The sequence below is a fragment of the Corynebacterium sp. 122RC1 genome, assembly GCF_024580955.1.
Classification (GTDB): domain Bacteria; phylum Actinomycetota; class Actinomycetes; order Mycobacteriales; family Mycobacteriaceae; genus Corynebacterium; species Corynebacterium kozikiae.
On sequence record NZ_JANIKD010000012.1, the window covers coordinates 65494 to 84624 of the forward strand.

The 19131-nt window shown below is 56.6% G+C and carries 19 protein-coding genes and 1 riboswitch; of the genes, 12 read left to right on the forward strand and 7 right to left on the reverse strand.

The features are described 5' to 3' along the window. Positions 1-50 precede the first annotated feature (50 nt). Positions 51-449 (reverse strand): SdpI family protein, encoded by a 399-nt coding sequence (locus NQ050_RS07260; protein ID WP_257038637.1) that lies wholly within the window; start codon positions 447-449, stop codon positions 51-53. 144 nt (positions 450-593) lie between these two features. On the opposite strand from NQ050_RS07260, the gene NQ050_RS07265 reads away from it, so the two are divergent. The 3 genes from NQ050_RS07265 (at position 594) to NQ050_RS07275 (ending at position 4256) form a co-directional block, all read left to right on the forward strand. Further along, positions 594-1862, forward strand: coding sequence for a dicarboxylate/amino acid:cation symporter (locus tag NQ050_RS07265; protein ID WP_257038638.1), 1269 nt, complete (start codon positions 594-596; stop codon positions 1860-1862). A gap of 126 nt (positions 1863-1988) precedes the next feature. Further along, a complete protein-coding gene (locus NQ050_RS07270; RefSeq protein ID WP_257038639.1) occupies positions 1989-3488 on the forward strand; it encodes a DUF1846 domain-containing protein in 1500 nt (499 codons plus the stop codon). A 288-nt stretch (positions 3489-3776) separates the two neighbouring features. Continuing rightward, positions 3777-4256, forward strand: coding sequence for a VanZ family protein (locus NQ050_RS07275; RefSeq protein WP_257038640.1), 480 nt, complete (start codon positions 3777-3779; stop codon positions 4254-4256). On the opposite strand, the gene NQ050_RS07280 is transcribed toward NQ050_RS07275, so the two are convergent. The 3 genes from NQ050_RS07280 to NQ050_RS07290 form a co-directional block, all read right to left on the reverse strand. Beyond that, a complete protein-coding gene (locus NQ050_RS07280; protein WP_257038641.1) occupies positions 4170-5231 on the reverse strand; it encodes a hypothetical protein in 1062 nt (353 codons plus the stop codon). The genes NQ050_RS07275 and NQ050_RS07280 overlap by 87 nt on opposite strands. A 64-nt stretch (positions 5232-5295) precedes the next feature. After that, positions 5296-5901: a response regulator transcription factor gene (locus tag NQ050_RS07285; RefSeq protein WP_257038642.1), complete on the reverse strand. Its 606-nt coding sequence runs from the start codon at positions 5899-5901 to the stop codon at positions 5296-5298. Positions 5902-5910: 9 nt separating this feature from the next. Further along, positions 5911-7017: a histidine kinase gene (locus NQ050_RS07290; protein WP_257038666.1), complete on the reverse strand. Its 1107-nt coding sequence runs from the start codon at positions 7015-7017 to the stop codon at positions 5911-5913. A 159-nt stretch (positions 7018-7176) separates the two neighbouring features. Here NQ050_RS07290 and NQ050_RS07295 point away from each other — a divergent pair, with 159 nt between their 5' ends. Both NQ050_RS07295 and NQ050_RS07300 read left to right on the forward strand, forming a co-directional pair. Beyond that, positions 7177-8178: an ABC transporter permease gene (locus NQ050_RS07295; RefSeq protein WP_257038643.1), complete on the forward strand. Its 1002-nt coding sequence runs from the start codon at positions 7177-7179 to the stop codon at positions 8176-8178. A gap of 9 nt (positions 8179-8187) precedes the next feature. Further along, complete coding sequence (locus NQ050_RS07300; protein ID WP_257038644.1) at positions 8188-8841, forward strand: ABC transporter ATP-binding protein; 654 nt, start codon at positions 8188-8190, stop codon at positions 8839-8841. Here the strand turns inward: NQ050_RS07300 and NQ050_RS07305 are convergent. Then, positions 8838-9161: a hypothetical protein gene (locus tag NQ050_RS07305; protein ID WP_257038645.1), complete on the reverse strand. Its 324-nt coding sequence runs from the start codon at positions 9159-9161 to the stop codon at positions 8838-8840. The genes NQ050_RS07300 and NQ050_RS07305 overlap by 4 nt on opposite strands. Positions 9162-9282: 121 nt before the next feature. Here NQ050_RS07305 and leuS point away from each other — a divergent pair, with 121 nt between their 5' ends. The 4 genes from leuS (at position 9283) to thiD (ending at position 14457) form a co-directional block, all read left to right on the forward strand. Then, positions 9283-12120, forward strand: a complete 2838-nt coding sequence (gene leuS / locus NQ050_RS07310) for a leucine--tRNA ligase (protein ID WP_257038646.1) — start codon at positions 9283-9285, stop codon at positions 12118-12120. Between the two features lie 34 nt (positions 12121-12154). After that, a riboswitch (TPP riboswitch) is annotated at positions 12155-12244 on the forward strand. Next, positions 12234-13031 carry a hydroxyethylthiazole kinase gene (gene thiM, locus NQ050_RS07315; protein WP_257038647.1) on the forward strand — a complete coding sequence of 266 codons (798 nt, stop codon included), beginning with the start codon at positions 12234-12236 and terminating at the stop codon, positions 13029-13031. It overlaps the preceding riboswitch by 11 nt. Further along, a complete protein-coding gene (gene thiE, locus NQ050_RS07320) occupies positions 13031-13651 on the forward strand; it encodes a thiamine phosphate synthase (protein ID WP_257038648.1) in 621 nt (206 codons plus the stop codon). The genes thiM and thiE overlap by 1 nt, the downstream gene beginning before the upstream one ends. Continuing rightward, positions 13648-14457: a bifunctional hydroxymethylpyrimidine kinase/phosphomethylpyrimidine kinase gene (thiD, locus tag NQ050_RS07325; protein WP_257038649.1), complete on the forward strand. Its 810-nt coding sequence runs from the start codon at positions 13648-13650 to the stop codon at positions 14455-14457. Before thiE ends, thiD begins: the two co-directional genes overlap by 4 nt. On the opposite strand, the gene NQ050_RS07330 is transcribed toward thiD, so the two are convergent. Together NQ050_RS07330 and NQ050_RS07335 are read right to left on the reverse strand one after the other, a co-directional pair. Next, complete coding sequence (locus tag NQ050_RS07330) at positions 14442-15821, reverse strand: bifunctional ADP-dependent NAD(P)H-hydrate dehydratase/NAD(P)H-hydrate epimerase (RefSeq protein WP_257038651.1); 1380 nt, start codon at positions 15819-15821, stop codon at positions 14442-14444. The genes thiD and NQ050_RS07330 overlap by 16 nt on opposite strands. Positions 15822-15830: 9 nt before the next feature. Further along, complete coding sequence (locus NQ050_RS07335; protein WP_257038652.1) at positions 15831-16637, reverse strand: Fpg/Nei family DNA glycosylase; 807 nt, start codon at positions 16635-16637, stop codon at positions 15831-15833. Between the two features lie 535 nt (positions 16638-17172). Here NQ050_RS07335 and NQ050_RS07340 point away from each other — a divergent pair. The 3 genes from NQ050_RS07340 (at position 17173) to NQ050_RS07350 (ending at position 18962) form a co-directional block, all read left to right on the forward strand. Further along, entirely contained in the window at positions 17173-17640 is a 468-nt protein-coding gene (locus tag NQ050_RS07340) for a hypothetical protein (RefSeq protein ID WP_257038653.1), read from the forward strand. Between the two features lie 46 nt (positions 17641-17686). Continuing rightward, positions 17687-17926: a hypothetical protein gene (locus NQ050_RS07345; RefSeq protein WP_257038655.1), complete on the forward strand. Its 240-nt coding sequence runs from the start codon at positions 17687-17689 to the stop codon at positions 17924-17926. A gap of 103 nt (positions 17927-18029) precedes the next feature. Beyond that, entirely contained in the window at positions 18030-18962 is a 933-nt protein-coding gene (locus NQ050_RS07350; protein WP_257038657.1) for a rhodanese-related sulfurtransferase, read from the forward strand. Positions 18963-19131 lie beyond the last annotated feature (169 nt).

A 19131-nucleotide genomic window follows, 5' to 3' on the forward strand; every position in this document is an offset into this window, starting at 1 on the left:
CGTTGTTCATGCCTAGCAATGCTAGTGCAGATGAAACGGTGGAGCAAGAATTACTGTCCCCCCGCTGCGCGCCGTACGGCATCCAAATCCACCTGGGCAGGGGCTTCCTTTGTGGCTTCCTTGCTTTCCAAAATGTTTGCCGCCCTTGCACCCAAATTGGAGCCTACACTCACTAAACCAATTGCCACTACGACACCGAGGATGGTGAATACCCAAAAGCCCTTCAGCGCAAACGCGGCGGTGAACGCTAATGCAAGTCCGGCGTTCACCCACCAAGGGCCTGAAACTCGGTGTGCCTTGTACCAAATTTCTTCAGAGTCCCGAACTTCAGGCACCTGAAGGCCTACCTTGGAATTCCCGTGAAGCTTGCCGCTCCATGCCATTGAGCCCACAGTGAGAAAGAAGGCTGCAATTAGAGCAAAAATGGACGCGATCACGATTTCAATCATGTCCTTCATCCTAACCCCGAGGTCCAACTGTGAGTGAAGTGTGCAAAGTTTCACGTCGCATATTTTCTATCCGATGTAAGAAATTGGGTATAGAGCTTGTAGGTTAAAGGCGTTCCCTATCCCTTTGGACACATGTAGGTGTGTATGGATTTCAAACGTCTTTCATCATCGCTGCTGTTCCGGATCATTGTGGCAATCATCCTGGGCATCATCTGCAGCTTCTTTTTCCCCGTGGCACTCGGCCGCGTCTTTGTAACCTTCAACAGTCTCTTTGGCAATTTCTTGGGCTTCTTCATCCCAGTGTTGATCTTTGCCTTGATTACTCCCGCAATCGCAGGCCTCGGCCGCGGTGCTGGTAAGTGGCTGGCCATTACCACCGGCATCGCCTATGGCTCCGCAGTGATTGCCGGCATTATCTCCTGGGCCGTGGCTACGGGGCTTTACCCCATTCTTTTGGCGGGTCAGCAGAATGTAGAGGTAGCAGATATTGATGGTGGGGCTCTCCAGCCCTTCATCACCATCGAGATGCCTGCCCCAATGCCTGTGATGACTGCCTTGATCCTGGCGTTTGTTATCGGTGTTGCGATGACCGTGGTGAAGTCCGACACCCTCTTTGCTGGCGTTGCCGATTTGCGCCGCGTGGTGATGAAGGTAATTTCGGGCTTTGTTGTGCCATTGCTGCCGATTTACATCTTCGGTATGTTCCTTTCTCTCGGCATGAACGGCAACCTTGTGTCCACGCTTACCGCGTTCGCCAAGGTACTTGTTCTCGCCATTGTGCTGAGCTTCTTATTGTTGATCGCTCAGTTCACTATTTCTGGTGCGATTGCTCGTAAGAATCCGTTTACCTCATTGAAGAACATGATGCCGGCATACTTCACGGCTCTTGGTACCTCTTCCTCTGCCGCAACCATTCCAGTGACCTATGAATGTGCACGCCGCAATGGCGTGAGCCAGTCCGTGGCTGGTTTTGTGGTCCCACTTTGCGCGACTATTCACCTTTCCGGATCCATGATGAAGATTACGTTGTTCGCCTTCGCGATCATGTTCATGGACGGCATGGATCTTTCTTTTGGCAAGGCACTCGGCTTTCTGCTGATGTTGGGTGTCACCATGGTTGCAGCCCCAGGCGTTCCTGGTGGTGCGATCATGGCTGCTGTCGGTCTGCTCACCGCCTCGCTTGGGTTCAACGATGACCAGATTGCACTGATGATCGCTGCGTACATCGCTATCGATTCCTTCGGTACCGCTTGTAACGTCACTGGCGACGGCGCTATCGCTCAGGTTGTTGACCGCTGGGCGAAGGGCAACATCGAGCGCTCAGCGCTTGATGAAGAAGATGACCTCGGTCTGGCATCTGCTATCGAGGGTATTGAAAAGAAGGAGTTGGAGGCGGAACGGAACCTCTCCTAACCCCTAATACCTTCTAAACCCGCGCTTTCCTAGCGCGGGTTTTTTCAATGTTTCACGTGAAACATTCGATTTTTTGCGCAGTGCCCATTCGCGCCGGTGGTACGTGTCCGGATAGGATGGGGTTCCATGGTAAATGCTATTGGGTTTGACCGTGAGCGCTACATCGCTTTGCAATCGCAGCACATTCGCGAACGCCGCGAACAACTAGGGGGAAACGGGGGCCGCCTGTACCTCGAAATGGGCGGCAAACTCTTCGACGACTTTCATGCCTCCCGAGTGCTTCCAGGGTTCACTCCCGACAACAAGATCGCGATGCTTGACCGCATTCGTGATGAAGTTGAAATTCTCATTTGTATGAACGCTAAGGATCTGCAGCGCCAGAAGGTGCGAGCAGACCTTGGCATCACTTATGAAGAGGATGTCCTCCGACTCATCGATGTGTTCCGGGAGCGCGGGTTTCTCGTGGAACATGTGGTGATTACTCAGCTTGAAGACGAGAACTCTCTCGCAGTGGCCTTCATTGAGCGCCTCGAGCGCCTTGGCGTGAAGGTATCCCGCCATCGTGTGATTGCTGGCTATCCCACCAATATCGACCTCATCGTCTCGCCCGAGGGTTTGGGGCGCAATGAATATGCGGAAACCACTCGCGACCTCGTTGTTGTAACTGCGCCCGGCCCGGGGTCTGGGAAGCTCGCCACCTGCCTCTCGCAGGTGTACCACGAGCACAACCGCGGAATTGCCACCGGATACGCGAAGTTTGAAACGTTTCCCATTTGGAATCTTCCGTTGGAGCATCCCGTAAACCTTGCGTACGAGGCCGCCACGGTTGATCTCAACGATGCAAATGTGATCGATCCATTCCATCTCCAGGCTTATGGAGAACAGACCATTAATTACAACCGCGACGTGGAGGCCTTCCCACTGCTCAAGGCGTTGCTTGAGCGACTGCTTGGGCATTCTCCCTACAAGTCCCCTACGGACATGGGCGTGAACATGGTGGGGTTGTGTATCTCGGATGACGATGTTTGCCGAGGGTCCGGGCGCCAAGAAATTATCCGGAGGTACTTCCAGGCGCGCGTGCATGAGGCAATTTCCGGTAGTTCCACGGAGCAGTCTGAGCGTGCCGCTGTAGTGATGGCGAAGGCAGGTATCTCTGAAACCGATCGGCCAGTTGTTCTTCCCGCCCGCAGCGTAGCAAGCGAGGACCTTCCTGGAAGTGCGATCGAACTTCACGATGGAACGATTATTACTGGCCGCACTAGTGATCTTCTAGGTTGTTCCTCCGCAATGCTCTTGAACGCACTCAAGCATCTGGCTGGCATTGACGACGCCCAGCATCTCCTCTCCCCTGGTTCCATTGCGCCGATCCAGCGGCTCAAGACAGAGCACCTCGGTTCCTCCAATCCACGGTTGCACACTGATGAGGTGCTCATTGCGCTTTCGGTCTCGGCGGAAACAAACGCGGAGGCTCAACTGGCCCTCGACCAGTTGAAGAATCTGCAGGGATGCAATGCGCACACAACCACAATCTTGGGAACTGTAGATGAGGGTATTTTCCGCAACCTTGGGGTGCTGGTGACGAGCGATCCCAAGTTCCAACGGAAGCGCCTGTATCAAAAGCGATAGTTGCCGTTAAAGGTGTGTCGGATATTCGTATAGCGAAGTTTTTGTGCCTAGAGCTTTCAGAAGGGCTGTTGGATCAAAAGGCAAGAAAACAACTTGACGGAGATCCAAAATAATTGAAGTTTCCAACTAATGGGCCATCCGACGGAAATTTCTTGATCTCCGCGCGATATTTTCGCCCACCCTGGGAGCCATCTGTTTTACGTCACTGTGACGTTGAACCTGGGAGGTTACTGGGAAGGTTCAGGAATGCCCCACCACCGCTTCACGGGAAACTAGAGTGGCCACAGTATGGATACGAGGAAACACACTATCGCGGCGATCGGCGTCTATGGCGCAATGATGGCTGTACTGATCTTGTTGAAGTCTCAATTTCAGATTGGCCAACTCTGGGCGGAAAGCAATCAGGTGAACCGGAGTGTGGAGCTGCGGCCCTTTGATCAACTCTTCTACGCGAGTGATTGGTTTATTCCAGCATTTGGGTACGGCGGCAACTTCCTTTTGTTCGTTCCCTTTGGTTTGCTCCTTGGTAGCCGGATGAAGGTGGGGCTCGCAACGGCGACCGCTGCGATAACCAGCCTAGGGTTCGAGGTACTGCAATATGTTTTCGCGTTGGGATACAGCGACATTGACGATCTCTTTATGAATACCCTAGGCGGGTTCGTCGGTGCGGTCATTGCGCGCCTATGCGGACCTCGCTATCAAAGACATTGGCAATGGCTTGCCATAGCTCTGGCGGCTATCTTCGGTGTTCTTGTGTTGGTGTTTTAGAGAGAACTTTGCCAAATCATGTGCGAGTTTCAGTGCCTCAAGGATGTCGCCGTTGTTTACGAGTGCAGTGTTGAGCATCCACTCATTCCAAACTTCTTTTTTCACCAGGCGTGGGAGCGCGAATAGGAAGAGTCTGTAGACCGCCCACAAGGTGAAGTGCCCCAGTTCTGTTGGAGAATCCTTAGGGATTTGGGAGGCCTCGAGGAGGCCAGCTTCCTCTAGTTCTTTCAATGCAACATCGAATCGGAACTCAGGGAAATTAGGATGCTTCTTATACAGGCGGTGGAACTCCCTCTTGGCGCGTTTCAACGAGTTGTGATCGCGTAGGAGAAATAGGAACTCCAGCAAGAGGCTCCAGTAGTGTTGCTTCCCCACGAAATGCGGCAGGCACAACAATGCCATGGCGCGGTCGGCATGGTTACTCAGGCTGCGATACGTTACTTCCCAGAGGCTATAAGGAATGAACGGGTACTTTTTGCTAGCTCTGAGAAGCACAGGGTCATTGAAACTACGCCGCGGCGCCTGAGGTGGGATTCCTGGAATAGGCGCCATGCCCTTAGCAAACACCGTATGGAAGCGCTCATGAGGGAGGAAGTGCACCGAGGTGGAATTGCAATGTTTCACGTGAAACATTGCATTTTTGGTGTCTGGAAGTTGTACGCAGAATTCTGGGAACATATCCAGAAAGTTCCCTACTGCAGGAATTCTGCTCAACGGGTGGCACACTAACGAGGTATCAAAAAGGTCGCCGTTGGACGCGATGAGCATTTGATTTAATGGTGGGCGGTGTAGGGCGATTCGGATTGCATCGAATAGTGTGTTTGTAGGAGCATTCAAATCCACGGCGGTCAGCCAGAAGCCACCGTAGTCATCTTGGATTTGCACAACCTCACCATTTTGAATGCGGTCATTGCGGGCAACGATCGGGCGGAGGTAGGCCTCCGAACGCAATTGAAGTTCAGTGAATATGTTCATGCCTACTTAGACATGTTGAACCCATATTTTGGTTCCATCTTTTCGCAATGTTTCACGTGAAACATCAGATGAGCCGCTGTTGGCGAGCCGTCGTAATCGCAGCAGTTCTGTTGTCCACACCCAATTTTGCATAGATGTGCACAAGATGGGTTTTCACGGTGGCCTCGGAGATGAACAATTTCGCAGCCAACTGCCGATTCGTAGCCCCCGACTCCAACTCCCTAAGAATCTCGATTTCCCGTGAGGAAAGTGCGGTTTGTGGTTGTGAAATACGTTGCATAAGGGCATCAGCGGCTTCAGGAGCGAGCGTACGCTTGCCCTGTGCGGTGGCAACCACTGCATCGTGAAGAGCCTGAGCAGGGGCATCTTTCAATAGGTAGCCCATTGCACCGGCCTCGATGGCGGCAACAATATCCGCCTCGGTGTCATAGGTTGTGAGGACAAGTACCGGTGGACCTCCGGACAAGTTGCGTGTCAGTGTGATGCCATCCACCTCGGGCATCTGAATGTCGGTGATCACCACGTCAACTTCCCCAACTGATTCCTGTGTGATGCCGGCACCGCTACTTGCCTCTGCCACCACAGTGATGTCCGGGAAACTGTCCAGGATGCTCCGTAGCCCTGCTCGGACTACAGGATGGTCGTCTATCAGCATCACTCGAAGGTTCATGAAATTCTCTTAACGTGCGTGACTGGAAAGTGGAATATGGCAACTGAGCGCTGTGCCCAATTCAGAGCTCTCAACCGTGATGGTTCCTCCGAGCTCTTCAACTCGTTTCCGAAGCCCGGGGAGACCATAACCGCCCTCTCCGGCACTTGTTTCCCTGAATCCCCTTCCGTTGTCTACGACATCCATGCTGACCTCAAGCTCCCAGACAGCCAGGGTGCAGACTGCCTTGCGGGCGTCGGCATGCTTCGAAACATTCGCCAGACCTTCTTGAGCGGTGCGCAGAAGCGCCCGGGTGATGGGTTCAGGAAGTGCCTTGTCGGTGTTCCCCACGAGTTCGAGTGAGATTTCAAGGGGCTTGCCTAGCGCCTGTTGCTTGAGCTCCTGAGTGTGCACAAGGTCTTTCAGGGCTGCCACTAGTGGCTCCCCGATGGCGAGGTCTCGGACGAGGCGCCTTGCTTGTTCCAACGCGGCAGATGCCTGCTGTTCAATGATTTCCAAATTCCCACCGGTGGTTTGAGCGCTGCGGGCGAGCAGCACGATTGAGCTCAAATTTTGTGCCACCGTGTCATGGATTTCCCGCGAAAGTCGCTCGCGTTCTTCTAGGCGCCCCGCCTGGTGTTCACTAGCGGCAAGTTCTGCCTGTGTTGCCTGGAGTTGATGGGCCACTGCCCGATGGTGTTCTGTCTGGTGGTGCATCGCGCGGGAGGTATGGAAGATGCCGATTCCCACCAACGTGCCGAACAGTGGGCCAAACACTTTTCCGTAGGTCCAGTTGTTGGGGTCGGAGACAAAGGGCGCAATCGCTGTCACACCCCACAGCCCAAAGGCGGCGAGTTCGCCCCACCAGGCGGGCAGAAGGTACAGGCTCAGCAGCATGATAGGGAACATGAGCCACGTGAAACCTTCGGAAGCAAACACCAGCACGAGCCACAAGCACACCACCCCCGCGAGCCACCAGAGTGCGTAGGGTCGCCAGCGTTTCTCGTTGATCGTTCCAACGCAATAGAGAACCCCAAGGGCACAGGCGACGAGCACAATGTTCCACGTGAAACCACTCAAAATCACGCCCACGAGGAGGAGGATGGCAAACATCGAATGGAGTGCAACGCGAAGCATCTCTGGAAGCCGTTCAAAAGTGTTTTCCACCTTCTCCACGCTAGTCCACGGTTCCACGTGAGTCCGATCAACCGATCGGTTGATTCAAGGTTCACCTGCCCAACTGATGGAAACGCAGCCCGCAACGCGAAAAATGGAGTCCATTAGGAAAGGACTTGTATGTTTTTAGCAATTCGGGAGATTCGTGTTGCCAAGGGGCGCTTTGCGCTCATCGGAACCGTGGTAACCATGATTACCTTCTTGCTTGTGATGCTCACTGGCCTGACCACGGGCCTCGGGCATCGCAATATTTCGGCACTGGAGGAGCTGAATCCACAGGCGGTGGTGTTCAACCAGGAGGTTTCCTTCAACACTTCTGCGATCAGCGAGGAAATCCTTACAGAGGTTGGTGGTGTGCCGCTGGGTGCGAGTCAAAGTCGAATGGAAACCGACACGAACGCGGACGCAGTAGCTGTGTTGGGTTTGCCGGAGGGAACGGAAAGCCCTCATGGAACCATCGGGGAGGGCGCATTGGTGTCTGAAACGCTCGCTGAGGATCTGGGTGCGCAACCTGGCCAAACTGTGCTTCTCGGTGGTGTTGCAGTTCCCGTGGATTCCGTGGTGCCCGATGAGTACTTCAGCCATGGGACGGTGGTTTGGGTCAATACGGAAACATGGCAAGCCGTAAGCCGCTCCGAAGACGTTGGAACAGTGCTGCTGCTCGAAAGCGAACCAACCAACGTGCCCGAGAACATCTTTGTCACAGACCTCAAAGGTTCGTTTGATGGTTTGCCCGCATACGGTGCCCAAAAGGGTTCACTTCAGGCCATGCAGGGTTTCCTGTACTTGATTTCCGCGGTAGTGACCGTTTCCTTCCTTACGGTATGGACGCTTCAACGCACCAAGGACATTGCGATCCTTGCCGCGTTGGGTGCAAACAAACGCTATCTGCTCAAAGACGCGTTGGGACAGGCAGCAATCGTTTTGGCTATTGGTGCTGTGCTCGGTGCAGGGCTGGCTACAGGAATCGGAATGCTCATGGGGCAGGCCGTTCCGTTCATCTTGCAGTGGCAAGAGGTTGTTCTCACTGCTCTTGCGGTGTGGGTATTGGGGCTCGTTGGTGCTGGGTTTGCAACGCGCCAGGTCACCAAAGTTGATCCACAAATTGCATTGAATGCTTAAGGAGTCAAAATGTCCGTACTCACGATTTCTGATCTCGTAGTTACCTATCCCGACGGTGACTCCACAATCACGGCCCTCGACCACGTGAAACTTGAAGTAGATGCCGGCGAATTCGTGGCACTTGTTGGAGAGTCTGGTTCCGGTAAATCCACGCTGCTCGCGGTGGCCGCTGGCTTGCAAACACCCACGAGCGGCGAGGTTCTTCTCGAAGGATCACCAGTGGCAGATAACAGGCAGCAGGTGGGCCTCGTATTTCAAGCAGCAAATTTGATTTCTGCACTCACCGCTAGGGAGCAATTGTTGATTGTAGATCACATGCGCGGTATCAAGCCTCGGGTGAAGCGTGCCGACGAGTTGCTGGCGCGAGTGGGATTAGAAGGCCTGCACAATCGTCGGCCGGGTCAGCTTTCTGGTGGCCAACGCCAACGAGTGAACATCGCTCGGGCCCTCATGAGTTCCCCCACCCTCCTGCTCGCAGACGAGCCGACTAGTGCGTTGGATGCACGCTTGAGCCGAGAGATCGTTGAGCTTCTTCGGGACGTCACACAGGAATTCAATCTGGCTACCGTGATGGTGACGCATGATCGTTCGCAGATTCCCATGGCAACCCGAGCCGTTGAAATGCAAGGCGGTCACCTCTCTGAGCTGGAGCTCGTTCCCTAAAAGTGCAGGTCAAAGGTGATGAGCATTTGCCCAGCACTCTCTTTAGGGATTCTCAGCACATCGTATTTCTGCAGGTGAGCTTTCACAGGAAATTTCCAAATTCCATGTTTCCCCAGCTCAGGAGGGTTTGAGGTATCATTGCCAGCTTTGGCGCGCAATGCTTGAATAGGGACATCGCCAACGAAGGGAGAACATTTGGAACGCAGCAGGATGTAGCTCGTGAACGGTAAGGGACGACCGGACAAAATGAGTTGAGGGACATCATTTTCACGAGTGAACCTCCAAGGGACTTTTACAGTGATGACGATCTGGAGCCGCACTACCCGCAGGAAATGCGAGGAGGGCGGCTCCAAATCGTTGTGGCACAAGTTCTTTCAATGTTTCACGTGAAACATTGCCCTATTCAGGCAACAAGCGGGGAACATACTAGACTGTTTCAACATGAGTGAAGACGCAGCTACTGGACCCGCATTCCGCTACAACGCAACGCTGGCAAACCAGATTGAAGGAACTTGGCAAAAGTTCTGGGTAGATCAGGGCACCTTCAATGCGCCAAACCCAGTGGGTGATTTGGCTGGTTCCGGAGAGCTTCCCAAGGACAAGCTCTTTGTTCAGGACATGTTCCCCTATCCCTCCGGTGCAGGACTTCACGTTGGTCACCCATTGGGATACATCGCCACGGACGTGTTCGCGCGCTTCAACCGAATGCTCGGCAAGAACGTGTTGCATACCCTCGGCTACGACGCGTTTGGTCTTCCCGCCGAACAGTACGCGATCCAGACCGGAACGCACCCTCGAACCACCACGATGGCGAACATTGAGAACATGCGCCATCAGCTCGACATGCTCGGGCTGGGTCATGATCGCCGCCGAAGCGTGGCAACCACGGACCCTGAGTTCTACAAGTGGACCCAGTGGATCTTCCTCCAGATTTTCAATGCATGGTTTGACCAGAGTCAGCAAAAGGCGCGTCCGATCGCCGAGCTCATCCCTCTGCTTGAGTCGGGTGAAGTACCAACCCCCGAGGAGTTCGGTGCCCCCTACTCTGAGCTGGACCACGTGGAACAGGCCAAGGTGCTGGATACCTTCCGCTTGGTCTATCGCTCCAATTCCACGGTGAACTGGTGCCCCGGCTTGGGTACGGTACTTGCAAATGAGGAGGTTACTGCGGATGGCCGTTCGGAGCGCGGTAACTTCCCAGTGTTCCGGAAGCAGTTGAGCCAGTGGATGATGCGCATCACTGCATACTCGGATCGATTGATTGATGATCTGGACCTTCTTGATTGGTCTGAAAAGGTCAAGAGCATGCAGCGCAACTGGATTGGGCGCTCGCGTGGTGCAGAGGTGGATTTTGAGGCGCAAGGCCACAAGCTCACCGTGTTCACTACCCGCCCGGACACGCTATTCGGTGCAACATACATGGTGCTGGCCCCTGAGCACGAGCTTGTGGACGTGCTCGTGGGCGAAAGCTATGAGGGCGTAGATGAGCGCTGGACGTTTGGGCAGTCCACTCCCGCGGAGGCTGTTGCGGTATACCGCCGCGCAATCGCCGCGAAGTCTGATGTGGAGCGTCAGGAGAATAAGGAAAAGACTGGTGTCTTCTTGGGCACTTACGCCACGAACCCCGTTTCTGGTGAGCAGATTCCTGTATTCATTGGTGATTACGTCCTGACCGGCTACGGCACGGGCGCGATCATGGCGGTGCCGGCGCATGATACTCGCGACTACGAGTTTGCTACCGAGTTCGGGCTTCCAATCGTCCCAGTGCTGGACGGCGATGTGTCCACCGAGGCGTTCACTGAGGATGCGGCGCACATCAATTCTGCAAATGACCAGGGCCTTGACCTCAATGGGCTCGGCAAGCAGGACGCAATTGCCAGGGCAATTGAGTGGCTGTCTGAGCAGGGTAAGGGCGTGGAGAAGATTCAGTACAAGCTCCGCGACTGGCTGTTTGCACGTCAGCGCTACTGGGGTGAGCCCTTCCCCGTGGTTTACGACGAACACGGCCAAGCCCATGCATTGCCGGAATCGATGCTTCCGGTGGAGTTGCCCGAGGTGGCGGACTACAAGCCTGTTTCTTTTGATCCAGAGGACGCGGATTCTGAGCCGCAACCGCCGCTGGCAAAGGCCACTGAGTGGGTTCACGTGGAACTTGATCTGGGTGATGGGACAAAGAAGTACATCCGGGATACGAACGTGATGCCGCAGTGGGCGGGATCTTCTTGGTACCAGTTGCGCTACATCGACCCCACCAACGATGAGGCGTTCTGCAATATTGAAAACGAACGCTACTGGACGGGACCGCGCCCTGAGGTGCATGGCCCGCAGGACCCAGGCGGTGTGGACTTGTATGTCGGCGGCGTGGAGCACGCTGTTTTGCACCTTCTGTACTCCCGCTTCTGGCACAAGGTGCTGTTCGATCTGGGATACGTTACCTCCAAGGAGCCGTACCGCAGACTCTTCAACCAGGGCTACATTCAGGCATTCGCGTACACGGACTCCCGTGGCGTGTATGTGCCCGCGGCTGAAGTGGAGGAGCGCGATGGCAAGTTCTTCTACAACGGAGAAGAGGTGAACCAGGAATACGGCAAGATGGGTAAGTCGCTGAAGAATTCGGTGGCACCTGATGAGATTTGCCGCGATTTCGGTGCGGACACCCTTCGTGTATATGAGATGGCGATGGGCCCGCTGGATACCTCACGCCCGTGGGCTACAAAGGACGTGATCGGTTCTCACCGCTTCCTCCAGCGTCTGTGGCGCCTGGTGGTGAGCGAGGAGACTGGTGAGCTAGTGACCACCGAGGCCGCGCTCACACAGGATGATCTGAAAGCCCTTCACCGCACGATCGCTGGTATCCGCGATGACTACGAGGGCCTGCGCATCAACACGGTGGTGGCAAAGGCGATCGAGTACGTCAATTACCTCACCAAGAACTACCCTGCTGGCGCGCCGCGCGAGGCAATCGAGCCACTGGTCATCATGATCGCCCCGGTGGCTCCGCACATTGCGGAGGAACTCTGGAGCCGCCTCGGCCACCAGGGGACCATTACGTTCGTATCGTTCCCCGCATTCGATGAACAGTACCTGACCGATGATGAAATTGAGCTACCGGTGCAGGTTAATGGCAAGGTGAGGGGTCGCATCATGGTGCCTGCCGACGCCGCCCAGGATCACATCATCGAACTCGCCGTTGCGGGGGTTGCGGCTCATCTCGAGGGCAAGACCGTGGTGAAGCAAATTGTGGTTCCGGGCAGGATGGTGAACCTCGTAGTGAAATAGCAATGTTTCACGTGAAACATTGCAGTAGAATCTAAGCATTGGTTTGGGGTGCCTTCGGGCTGAGAACATACCCATTGAACCTGATCTAGTTCGTACTAGCGAAGGAAAACCGCATGGATTCTGCTATTTTGGCGTCCATTGACACCCTGAGAAACACCACTCCCCTGGTTCAATGCCTTACAAATCAGGTAGTCAGCCAGGTCACTGCAAACGCCCTGTTGGCTGCGGGTGCCACGCCAGCGATGTGCGACACCCCAGAGGAATCTAGGGAATTCGCACATGTGGCTGACGGAGTGCTGATCAATGCCGGCACGCCCAGCGAGCAACAGTACGCCGGGATGCGTGGGGCAATGCGGGGTGCCGCTGAGACAAATACCCCGTGGGTACTCGACCCCGTCGCGGCGGGCGCGTTACCTTATCGTACGCAGTTTTATCAGGAAGCACTCGCGCACTCCCCTATCGTGATCCGCGGGAACGCCTCAGAAATTGCGGCGCTGGCGGGTGTCGGCACGGGCGGGCGCGGTGTTGATGCTACGGATGCTGTCGCTCCTCATGTTGCACAGGCACTCGCTGAAAGTAGCGGTTCGATTGTTGCTGTCTCCGGGCCTAAAGATCTTGTTGTGAGCCAGCAAGGTTTCACGTGGATCGCGGGTGGACACCCCACCATGGCGCTGGTGATTGGCACAGGATGTTTTCTCGGGGCATTGTGCGCTGCCTATGCTGGCGCAGCGCGTAACGAAGGTTTGGATCTTCACTGGGCAATCGTCGCGGCGCATGCGCACACAAAGGCGGCAGGTGCGGTTGCCGGGGAGCAGTTTGCGCAGCAACCGGGCTCGTTTGCGGTTGCGTGGTTGGATGCGTTGCACCAATTGAGCGCCGCGGAGATTTTGCAGAGGGTGGAGCTGGCGTGATGTGGGATTTGTATCTTGTCACAGACCCCTCCTACCAAGTGGACTTGCCAGAATTTGTCGCACGCGCCGTATCCGGTGGTGTTTCGGTGGTCCAGTTGCGGGATAAGCACGCTGACACTGATTCTTTCCGGGCCCAAGCAATAGCTCTGCAACAAGCCATCCCGCACATCCCAATTTTTGTGAATGACCGCGTTGAGATCGCGCAGGAATTGGGTCTCCACTTGCATATTGGTCAGTCGGATATGCCGTATGAGCAGGCTCGTGCGCTGCTTCCGGAAGAACAGATGATTGGGCTCACCATTGAAACCATGGCGCAGTGGCGTGCGTGTGTAGACCTTGGGATTCGCTTGCCTGATGTCATCGGTTTGGGGCCCGTGGAGGCTACAGCCACGAAGCCCGACGCCCCCGAGGCCATCGGTGTTGCGGGAGTTGTGGAGATTGCGCAGGAGGCAAGAGGTAGGGGTGTTGCGTGCGTGGCCATCGGAGGAGTGGATGAGCGCAACGCCAAAGATTTGGCGCCCCACGTGGATGGGCTGTGCGTGGTGTCGGCGATCATGGGGGCGCAGGATCCGGCACAAGCCGCAAAAAGATTGCGCACAATGTTTCAGGGGGGTAAATGATCCCCAACGTTCTTTCCATCGCTGGAACTGATCCCACCGGAGGGGCAGGCATCCACGCCGATCTGAAGTCCATCGCCGCAGCCGGTGGGCATGGCATGGCGGTGGTGACCTCGCTGGTCGCACAAAATACACTAGGTGTTCGCTCCATCCACACTCCCCCACCTGAATTTCTGTACGAGCAGCTCCTCGCGGTGAGCGATGACGTCCGGATTGATGCGCTAAAGGTGGGCATGCTCGGTTCCCCGGGCATTATCGCGGTGGTGAAGCGATGGCTTGAGGAGGTCAAGCCTGAGCACGTGGTGATTGATCCGGTGATGGTCACTACCTCGGGGCACCGTCTGCTGAGCCCGGAGGCTGAAAATAGCCTTCGGGAGGTTCTGCCTGCGGCAACGATGATTACGCCGAATGTTCCGGAGCTTGCGGTTTTAGCCAATGTTTCACGTGAAACCATCAAAAACTTGGAGCAGGCCATTCAGATCGCTCAACACCTTGCGGAACAATTTGATGTGCAAGTGGTGGTGGAGGCCGGACACCTCAGTGGTCCTGAGGCGGGCAATGCGTTGGTGAACAAGCAGGGCGTGCTCGCCACGGCGCCGTCACAGCGCGTGGAGACGAACAACACGCACGGCACAGGCTGCTCGCTCTCCTCGGCGCTCGCGACAAGGCTCGGCATGGGCGAGACGCCGGCGGAGGCCTTGCGTTGGGCAACGGATTGGCTGCACGGCGCGATTGTGCATGCGGAAGCGCTCAGCGTCGGCCAGGGTAACGGCCCGGTGCACCACTTTTGGCGTCAAGAGGTGCAGTAGGCAGTTGCCGCTGGTATGAAACGCGCAATGCGTGACGCGCTGGTTGGCGCCTCGCCAAACTCGGTCTGAGCGCTGAGTTTTGCGGCCACCGCGTGGACTTGCACCCCGCGTGCAATGGTTGCCAAGGACCACTCGCCCCAGCGGGCACCGTATGCGCCGAGGATGCCGGCGAGGACGTCCCCAGAGCCCGGGGTGGCAAGCCACGAGTTACCAATGTTGATGTTCCACGTGAAACCATCAGGGGCGGCAATCACGGTGCGGCGCCCTTTGCGGAGAATGTACGTCCCCGTCTCCTGCGCCGCCTCGGTAACGGGTTGGGTACCAAACAGCGCCTCGTACTCCCCGGCGTGGGGAGTAATCAGAGTGGGAGCGCTGCGGCGTGAAAGATCGGAAGGCGTGATGAAACCAAGTCCGCTGGCATCAATAAGAAGGGGCAGTTCCGTTTCCATGAGGGAAGCTTCGTGACGGGAAACCCCCGGCCCATACACCCATGCTTGGCAGCGTCCCGCCTCCCCGAAACTCTCGGTAGCCACAACCTCAGGCGCCCACGCCAGCACCTCGCTGGAGCACGGACCGACATAACGCACCATCGCGGAGGTCGCCTGCACAGCGGCGTATGTAGCCAATACTGCCGCGCCGGGATACTTCGGTGATCCCGCGACCACACCAGCCACCCCTGCATATTTGTTGTCTTCCACGCGCGGCTCCAGCGAAGGGAGCGGAAAAGCCACGCCGTCTGCAAGATCTACGTACTGTGTTGCTGCCTCGTGGGCACGTAGGGCCGCGCTGAGTGCGGTGCCGGCGGCGTCGGAAATGTCATGGCAACGCACAGTGCCGCAGTTGTTGCTGAGTGCGTGTGCAACGCGGAGGCCGCCGAAGGTCACGCTGAGGTCGGCGCGGACGCCATCGCCGGCTCCGGTGTCGGCGTCAATGCCGGTGGGGATGTCCACGGAGACTACGCGCCGTGCCGACGCGGCCAAGCGTCCCCATAATGCGGCAGTGCGCGCGTCCATCGGAGCGGAGCCGAGCCCCTGAATGGCGTCCACAAGGACGTAGTTTGTCCATGAGGGGGTGGTCACTATTGGCCCAGGGTAGGCCGCCATCGCCGGCGGGTGCGCTTTGCCTTCGGGGTGGATGAGGACCACTTCGACGTCGTGCCCTTGGGAGTGCAGGATCGAGGCCGCGTAGAGGCCGTCGCCGCCGTTGCCCCCGCCACCCACAGCGAACACGGTGGGCCCGCCTAGCGCGCTGAGCTCGCCTGCAAGGTGCGCTGCCGCTTGTTTCATGAGGAAGTCCGGCGGTGACTGCTCGATCATCGGCGTTTCCACCGCGCGGATGGTGCTGCTGAGGTAGGCGGGTTGCATGCCTTTAACCTACTCCTGGCAGCCGGGACACCAGAAGAGGTTGCGGCCTTCCATGACCTGCATGGCGATTGGCGTGCCGCAGACGTAGCAGGGCTGCCCGGCGCGTCGGTAGACGTACACTTCCCCGCCGTGGTCGTCTTTGCGTGGCGCGCGACCCATCGCCTCGGGTGTGTGTTCGGGGCGGACGGTGTCGATACGGCCTGATTCCATGCCTTCTTCCATGAGGAATACCAGGTCTTCCCAAATTGGGCGAAGTTTCACGTGAAACCCTGGTGTAAAAGGCGAGATTCCTAAGCGGAACAGCGTTTCTGCCCGGTAGATATTGCCCACTCCGGGGAAGAGGCTTTGGTCCATGAGCAGTGAGCCGATGCTTCGCCGAGATCGCTGCACCTTCGCCTCCACCGCCGCGTAGGTGTGCGGGTCGAAAGGCAGAAGCGGGTCGGCTCCGAGCTTTCCGACGATCCCCTCCACCGCATCGGCGTCGAGCAGGCGGCAAAATTGCGGCCCGCGGAGGTTTGCTGCCACGGTAGTGTTGGCAATTTGGAGGCGGATTTGGCCCCATTGTTCATGAGGGGGTTCAAAGCGCCATGAGCCGATCAAACCTAAATGCACGTACACATAGCGCTCGGGCGTGGGGACGTCGAATTCTACAAACAAGTGTTTTCCGTGGGCCCGCGCAGCCACCAGTTCCGAGCCGTCGAGGAGCGCGGCCTCGGCGGCGAAGCGGCCTTGGGGTGAACGCACGTGCACCGTGCCGCCGCTGAACGCGGTGTTGATGTCCCGTGCGAGGCGGTGGATCACATGACCTTCAGGCATAGCTTTAGGGTAGCGAATTCACTGCCGCCGCACCCAAACCCCGCACCCAAACGCAAAACCTGAATAGAACGTCAAAAGTAACAAAGATCATATCAATTCCAAATCGTTCCCCCCATCTCACACTGTCAAAACGCCACATGAGCAAATGGGCCCACACTCATACCCATGAATACCTCTAAAGCCCAGCACAACGCCTTGATGCAACCCAAAGTTACAACCATAAAACTGATTCTTGTTCAACAATGCTGTGGCGGAGTTTGCTGAGGCGATTTATCAACGCTATCCCAGAGATTCTCACGCAATTCTTGGCTGAGAGAGGAAAGGGCGCTCGTGAACTTTCACCGTGTGTTATTCAAGCGGGTTTTGGTGGTTTTCGCCGGTCTGCTTGCAACAATTGCATTAATTTTGCAGATCACGCCGGCTACTTCGAGTGCGGCGGATGGGCAGTTGAGTACGAGTGCGCGCAATGCGCTCACAGTACCTACTAACTCGATGTCGCAGTTTGGTATGAACATCAACTGTCTGGTGGCCGGCGGTGGGCTACACCAATGCAGGCGAGAACACCGGTGAGGTCACCGGCGCGCCGCAGGTGAAGCTTTTCAAGCGAGTGAACCCCACCACCGATCCGGTGTATGCGGGTCAGCTTCTCACCTTCACGATGGAATATGACCGCGAGTGGCGCGTCACCGGCACTACCGGCCTGCTCACCACCTTGGTGGATCAACTCCCAGAAGAGTATGAGTTTGTTGATTTCACCCTCAACGGCATCGCCGCGGATGCGCAATTTGCTAAAGATGCAGACGGCAACACCCCTTGGTACTACGACGCCGATACCCACCAGGTTCGTGTGAACATCGACCGTGCGGTGCATGATAACCTCTCCCGCGGCGGCGTGGCTCACAAGATTTCTTACGTCATCCGGGTGAAAGACAACGTTGATGGCTGTGGCACCCGCACCGAGCAAGGGGATCGCGCCTACCGACGCGCCCAAGGCCACCGCTGAGCCAAGCGGTCCTGCGGCAACGGTGAAGAAGGTTGCACAGGGAGCATTGGCAAACACTGGTGCCTACGCCTTTGACCTCCGCGAGGGCTGGACTGACGCCAACGGTACCCTTCACACCTTCGATGCTGTGGCCAATGAGTATGTCCGTGTGTGGATTGAGGACTTCACCACTGAAAGCGGCAACCGCGCTATCCGCGGTAACGTCTGGTACGAGACGTTTCGCCTGCGTATGAGCAGCCCGCAAGAAGGCGGAGAAAACACTGGCAACCAGCCAGATGTTGGGTAGCAAAAGCGGTACCAGCTTCCCTGCAACCGCACCGCCCACTGTGACCGGCGTCCTGTTTGCCGTGGGGGCGTCGGTAAGCGTGAGGAGAGTAGAATGGTGCCTCGTGGCACAAAGCAAAATCCTCTTGTATTACAAGTTCACCCCTATCGCTGACCCCAAGGCGCTGATGCTTTGGCAGCGGGAGCTGTGTGAGCTGCTCGGACTGAAAGGCCGCATCCTCATCTCAGAGCACGGCATCAACGGAACCGTGGGTGGGCCAATGGATGCGTGCAAGGCGTATGTGCGGAAATTCCGCGAATACCCAGGGTTCCGCGGCACCGAGTTCAAGTGGTCCGAAGGCGGGGCGGAGGATTTCCCCAAGCTCAGCGTGAAGGTACGCGATGAGATCGTGGCCTTTGGCGCACCTGGGGAGCTGAAGGTGGATGAGCGCGGCGTGGTTGGCGGCGGCGTGCACCTGAAGCCGGAAGAAGTAAACAAGCTGGTCGAGGAACGCGGCGATGAAGTGGTGTTCTTCGATGGGCGCAACGCAATGGAGGCACAGATTGGCAAGTTCAAAAACGCCGTTGTGCCAGACGTGAACACCACGCACGATTTCATCCGTGAGCTGGAATCCGGCAAATATGACTGGATGAAAGACAAGCCGGTGATCTCCTACTGCACCGGCGGCATCCGCTGCGAGATCCTCTCCTCCCTCATGAAGAACCGCGGCTTCAAAGAGGTCTACCAAATTGATGGTGGCATTGTGCGCTACGGCGAAAAGTATGGCAACGACGGCCTCTGGGAAGGCTCGCTATACGTCTTTGACAAGCGCATGCACATGGAGTTCGGCGCCGGCGTGGAAGACCCAGGCTTCATCCAACTCGGCCACTGCGTGCAATGTGGTGCGGCCACCAACAAGTTTGAGCACTGCATCAATGAGGACAACTGCCGTGAGCTGGTCCTCATGTGCCCAAGTTGTTACGAGAACGTGGAAACCCGTAACTGCGGACGGGAGGACTGCAAAGAAGTAGCCCGCCAAGCAGCGCTTGCTGGCTAATTTGTAGCTGGCTTGTTCTGGCTCGCGCTTGGGCGCTTGGCGGGGGGTGTTCCTATATAGGTTGTCAACTCCGTGGGTGAGATTGTTGGGGGTGTGAAGGGCTTCTGTTTTACTTCGGCGATGTTGTTTTCGGGCATGCTGAGGGGCCGATTGGGCTTCCTGCGCAATC

Bases quoted from the DNA above. Each gene is read 5' to 3' on its own strand.
- NQ050_RS07335 (WP_257038652.1), bottom strand. From the start codon at position 16,637: ATGCCTGAAGGTCATGTGATCCACCGCCTCGCACGGGACATCAACACC.
- thiE (WP_257038648.1), top strand. From the start codon at position 13,031: ATGTGGGATTTGTATCTTGTCACAGACCCCTCCTACCAAGTGGACTTG.
- NQ050_RS07265 (WP_257038638.1), top strand. From the start codon at position 594: ATGGATTTCAAACGTCTTTCATCATCGCTGCTGTTCCGGATCATTGTG.
- thiD (WP_257038649.1), top strand. From the start codon at position 13,648: ATGATCCCCAACGTTCTTTCCATCGCTGGAACTGATCCCACCGGAGGG.
- NQ050_RS07270 (WP_257038639.1), top strand. From the start codon at position 1,989: ATGGTAAATGCTATTGGGTTTGACCGTGAGCGCTACATCGCTTTGCAA.
- NQ050_RS07280 (WP_257038641.1), bottom strand. From the start codon at position 5,231: ATGAACATATTCACTGAACTTCAATTGCGTTCGGAGGCCTACCTCCGC.
- NQ050_RS07275 (WP_257038640.1), top strand. From the start codon at position 3,777: ATGGATACGAGGAAACACACTATCGCGGCGATCGGCGTCTATGGCGCA.
- NQ050_RS07285 (WP_257038642.1), bottom strand. From the start codon at position 5,901: ATGAACCTTCGAGTGATGCTGATAGACGACCATCCTGTAGTCCGAGCA.
- NQ050_RS07330 (WP_257038651.1), bottom strand. From the start codon at position 15,821: ATGCAACCCGCCTACCTCAGCAGCACCATCCGCGCGGTGGAAACGCCG.
- NQ050_RS07290 (WP_257038666.1), bottom strand. From the start codon at position 7,017: ATGCTTCGCGTTGCACTCCATTCGATGTTTGCCATCCTCCTCCTCGTG.
- thiM (WP_257038647.1), top strand. From the start codon at position 12,234: ATGGATTCTGCTATTTTGGCGTCCATTGACACCCTGAGAAACACCACT.
- NQ050_RS07260 (WP_257038637.1), bottom strand. From the start codon at position 449: ATGATTGAAATCGTGATCGCGTCCATTTTTGCTCTAATTGCAGCCTTC.
- leuS (WP_257038646.1), top strand. From the start codon at position 9,283: ATGAGTGAAGACGCAGCTACTGGACCCGCATTCCGCTACAACGCAACG.
- NQ050_RS07295 (WP_257038643.1), top strand. From the start codon at position 7,177: ATGTTTTTAGCAATTCGGGAGATTCGTGTTGCCAAGGGGCGCTTTGCG.
- NQ050_RS07300 (WP_257038644.1), top strand. From the start codon at position 8,188: ATGTCCGTACTCACGATTTCTGATCTCGTAGTTACCTATCCCGACGGT.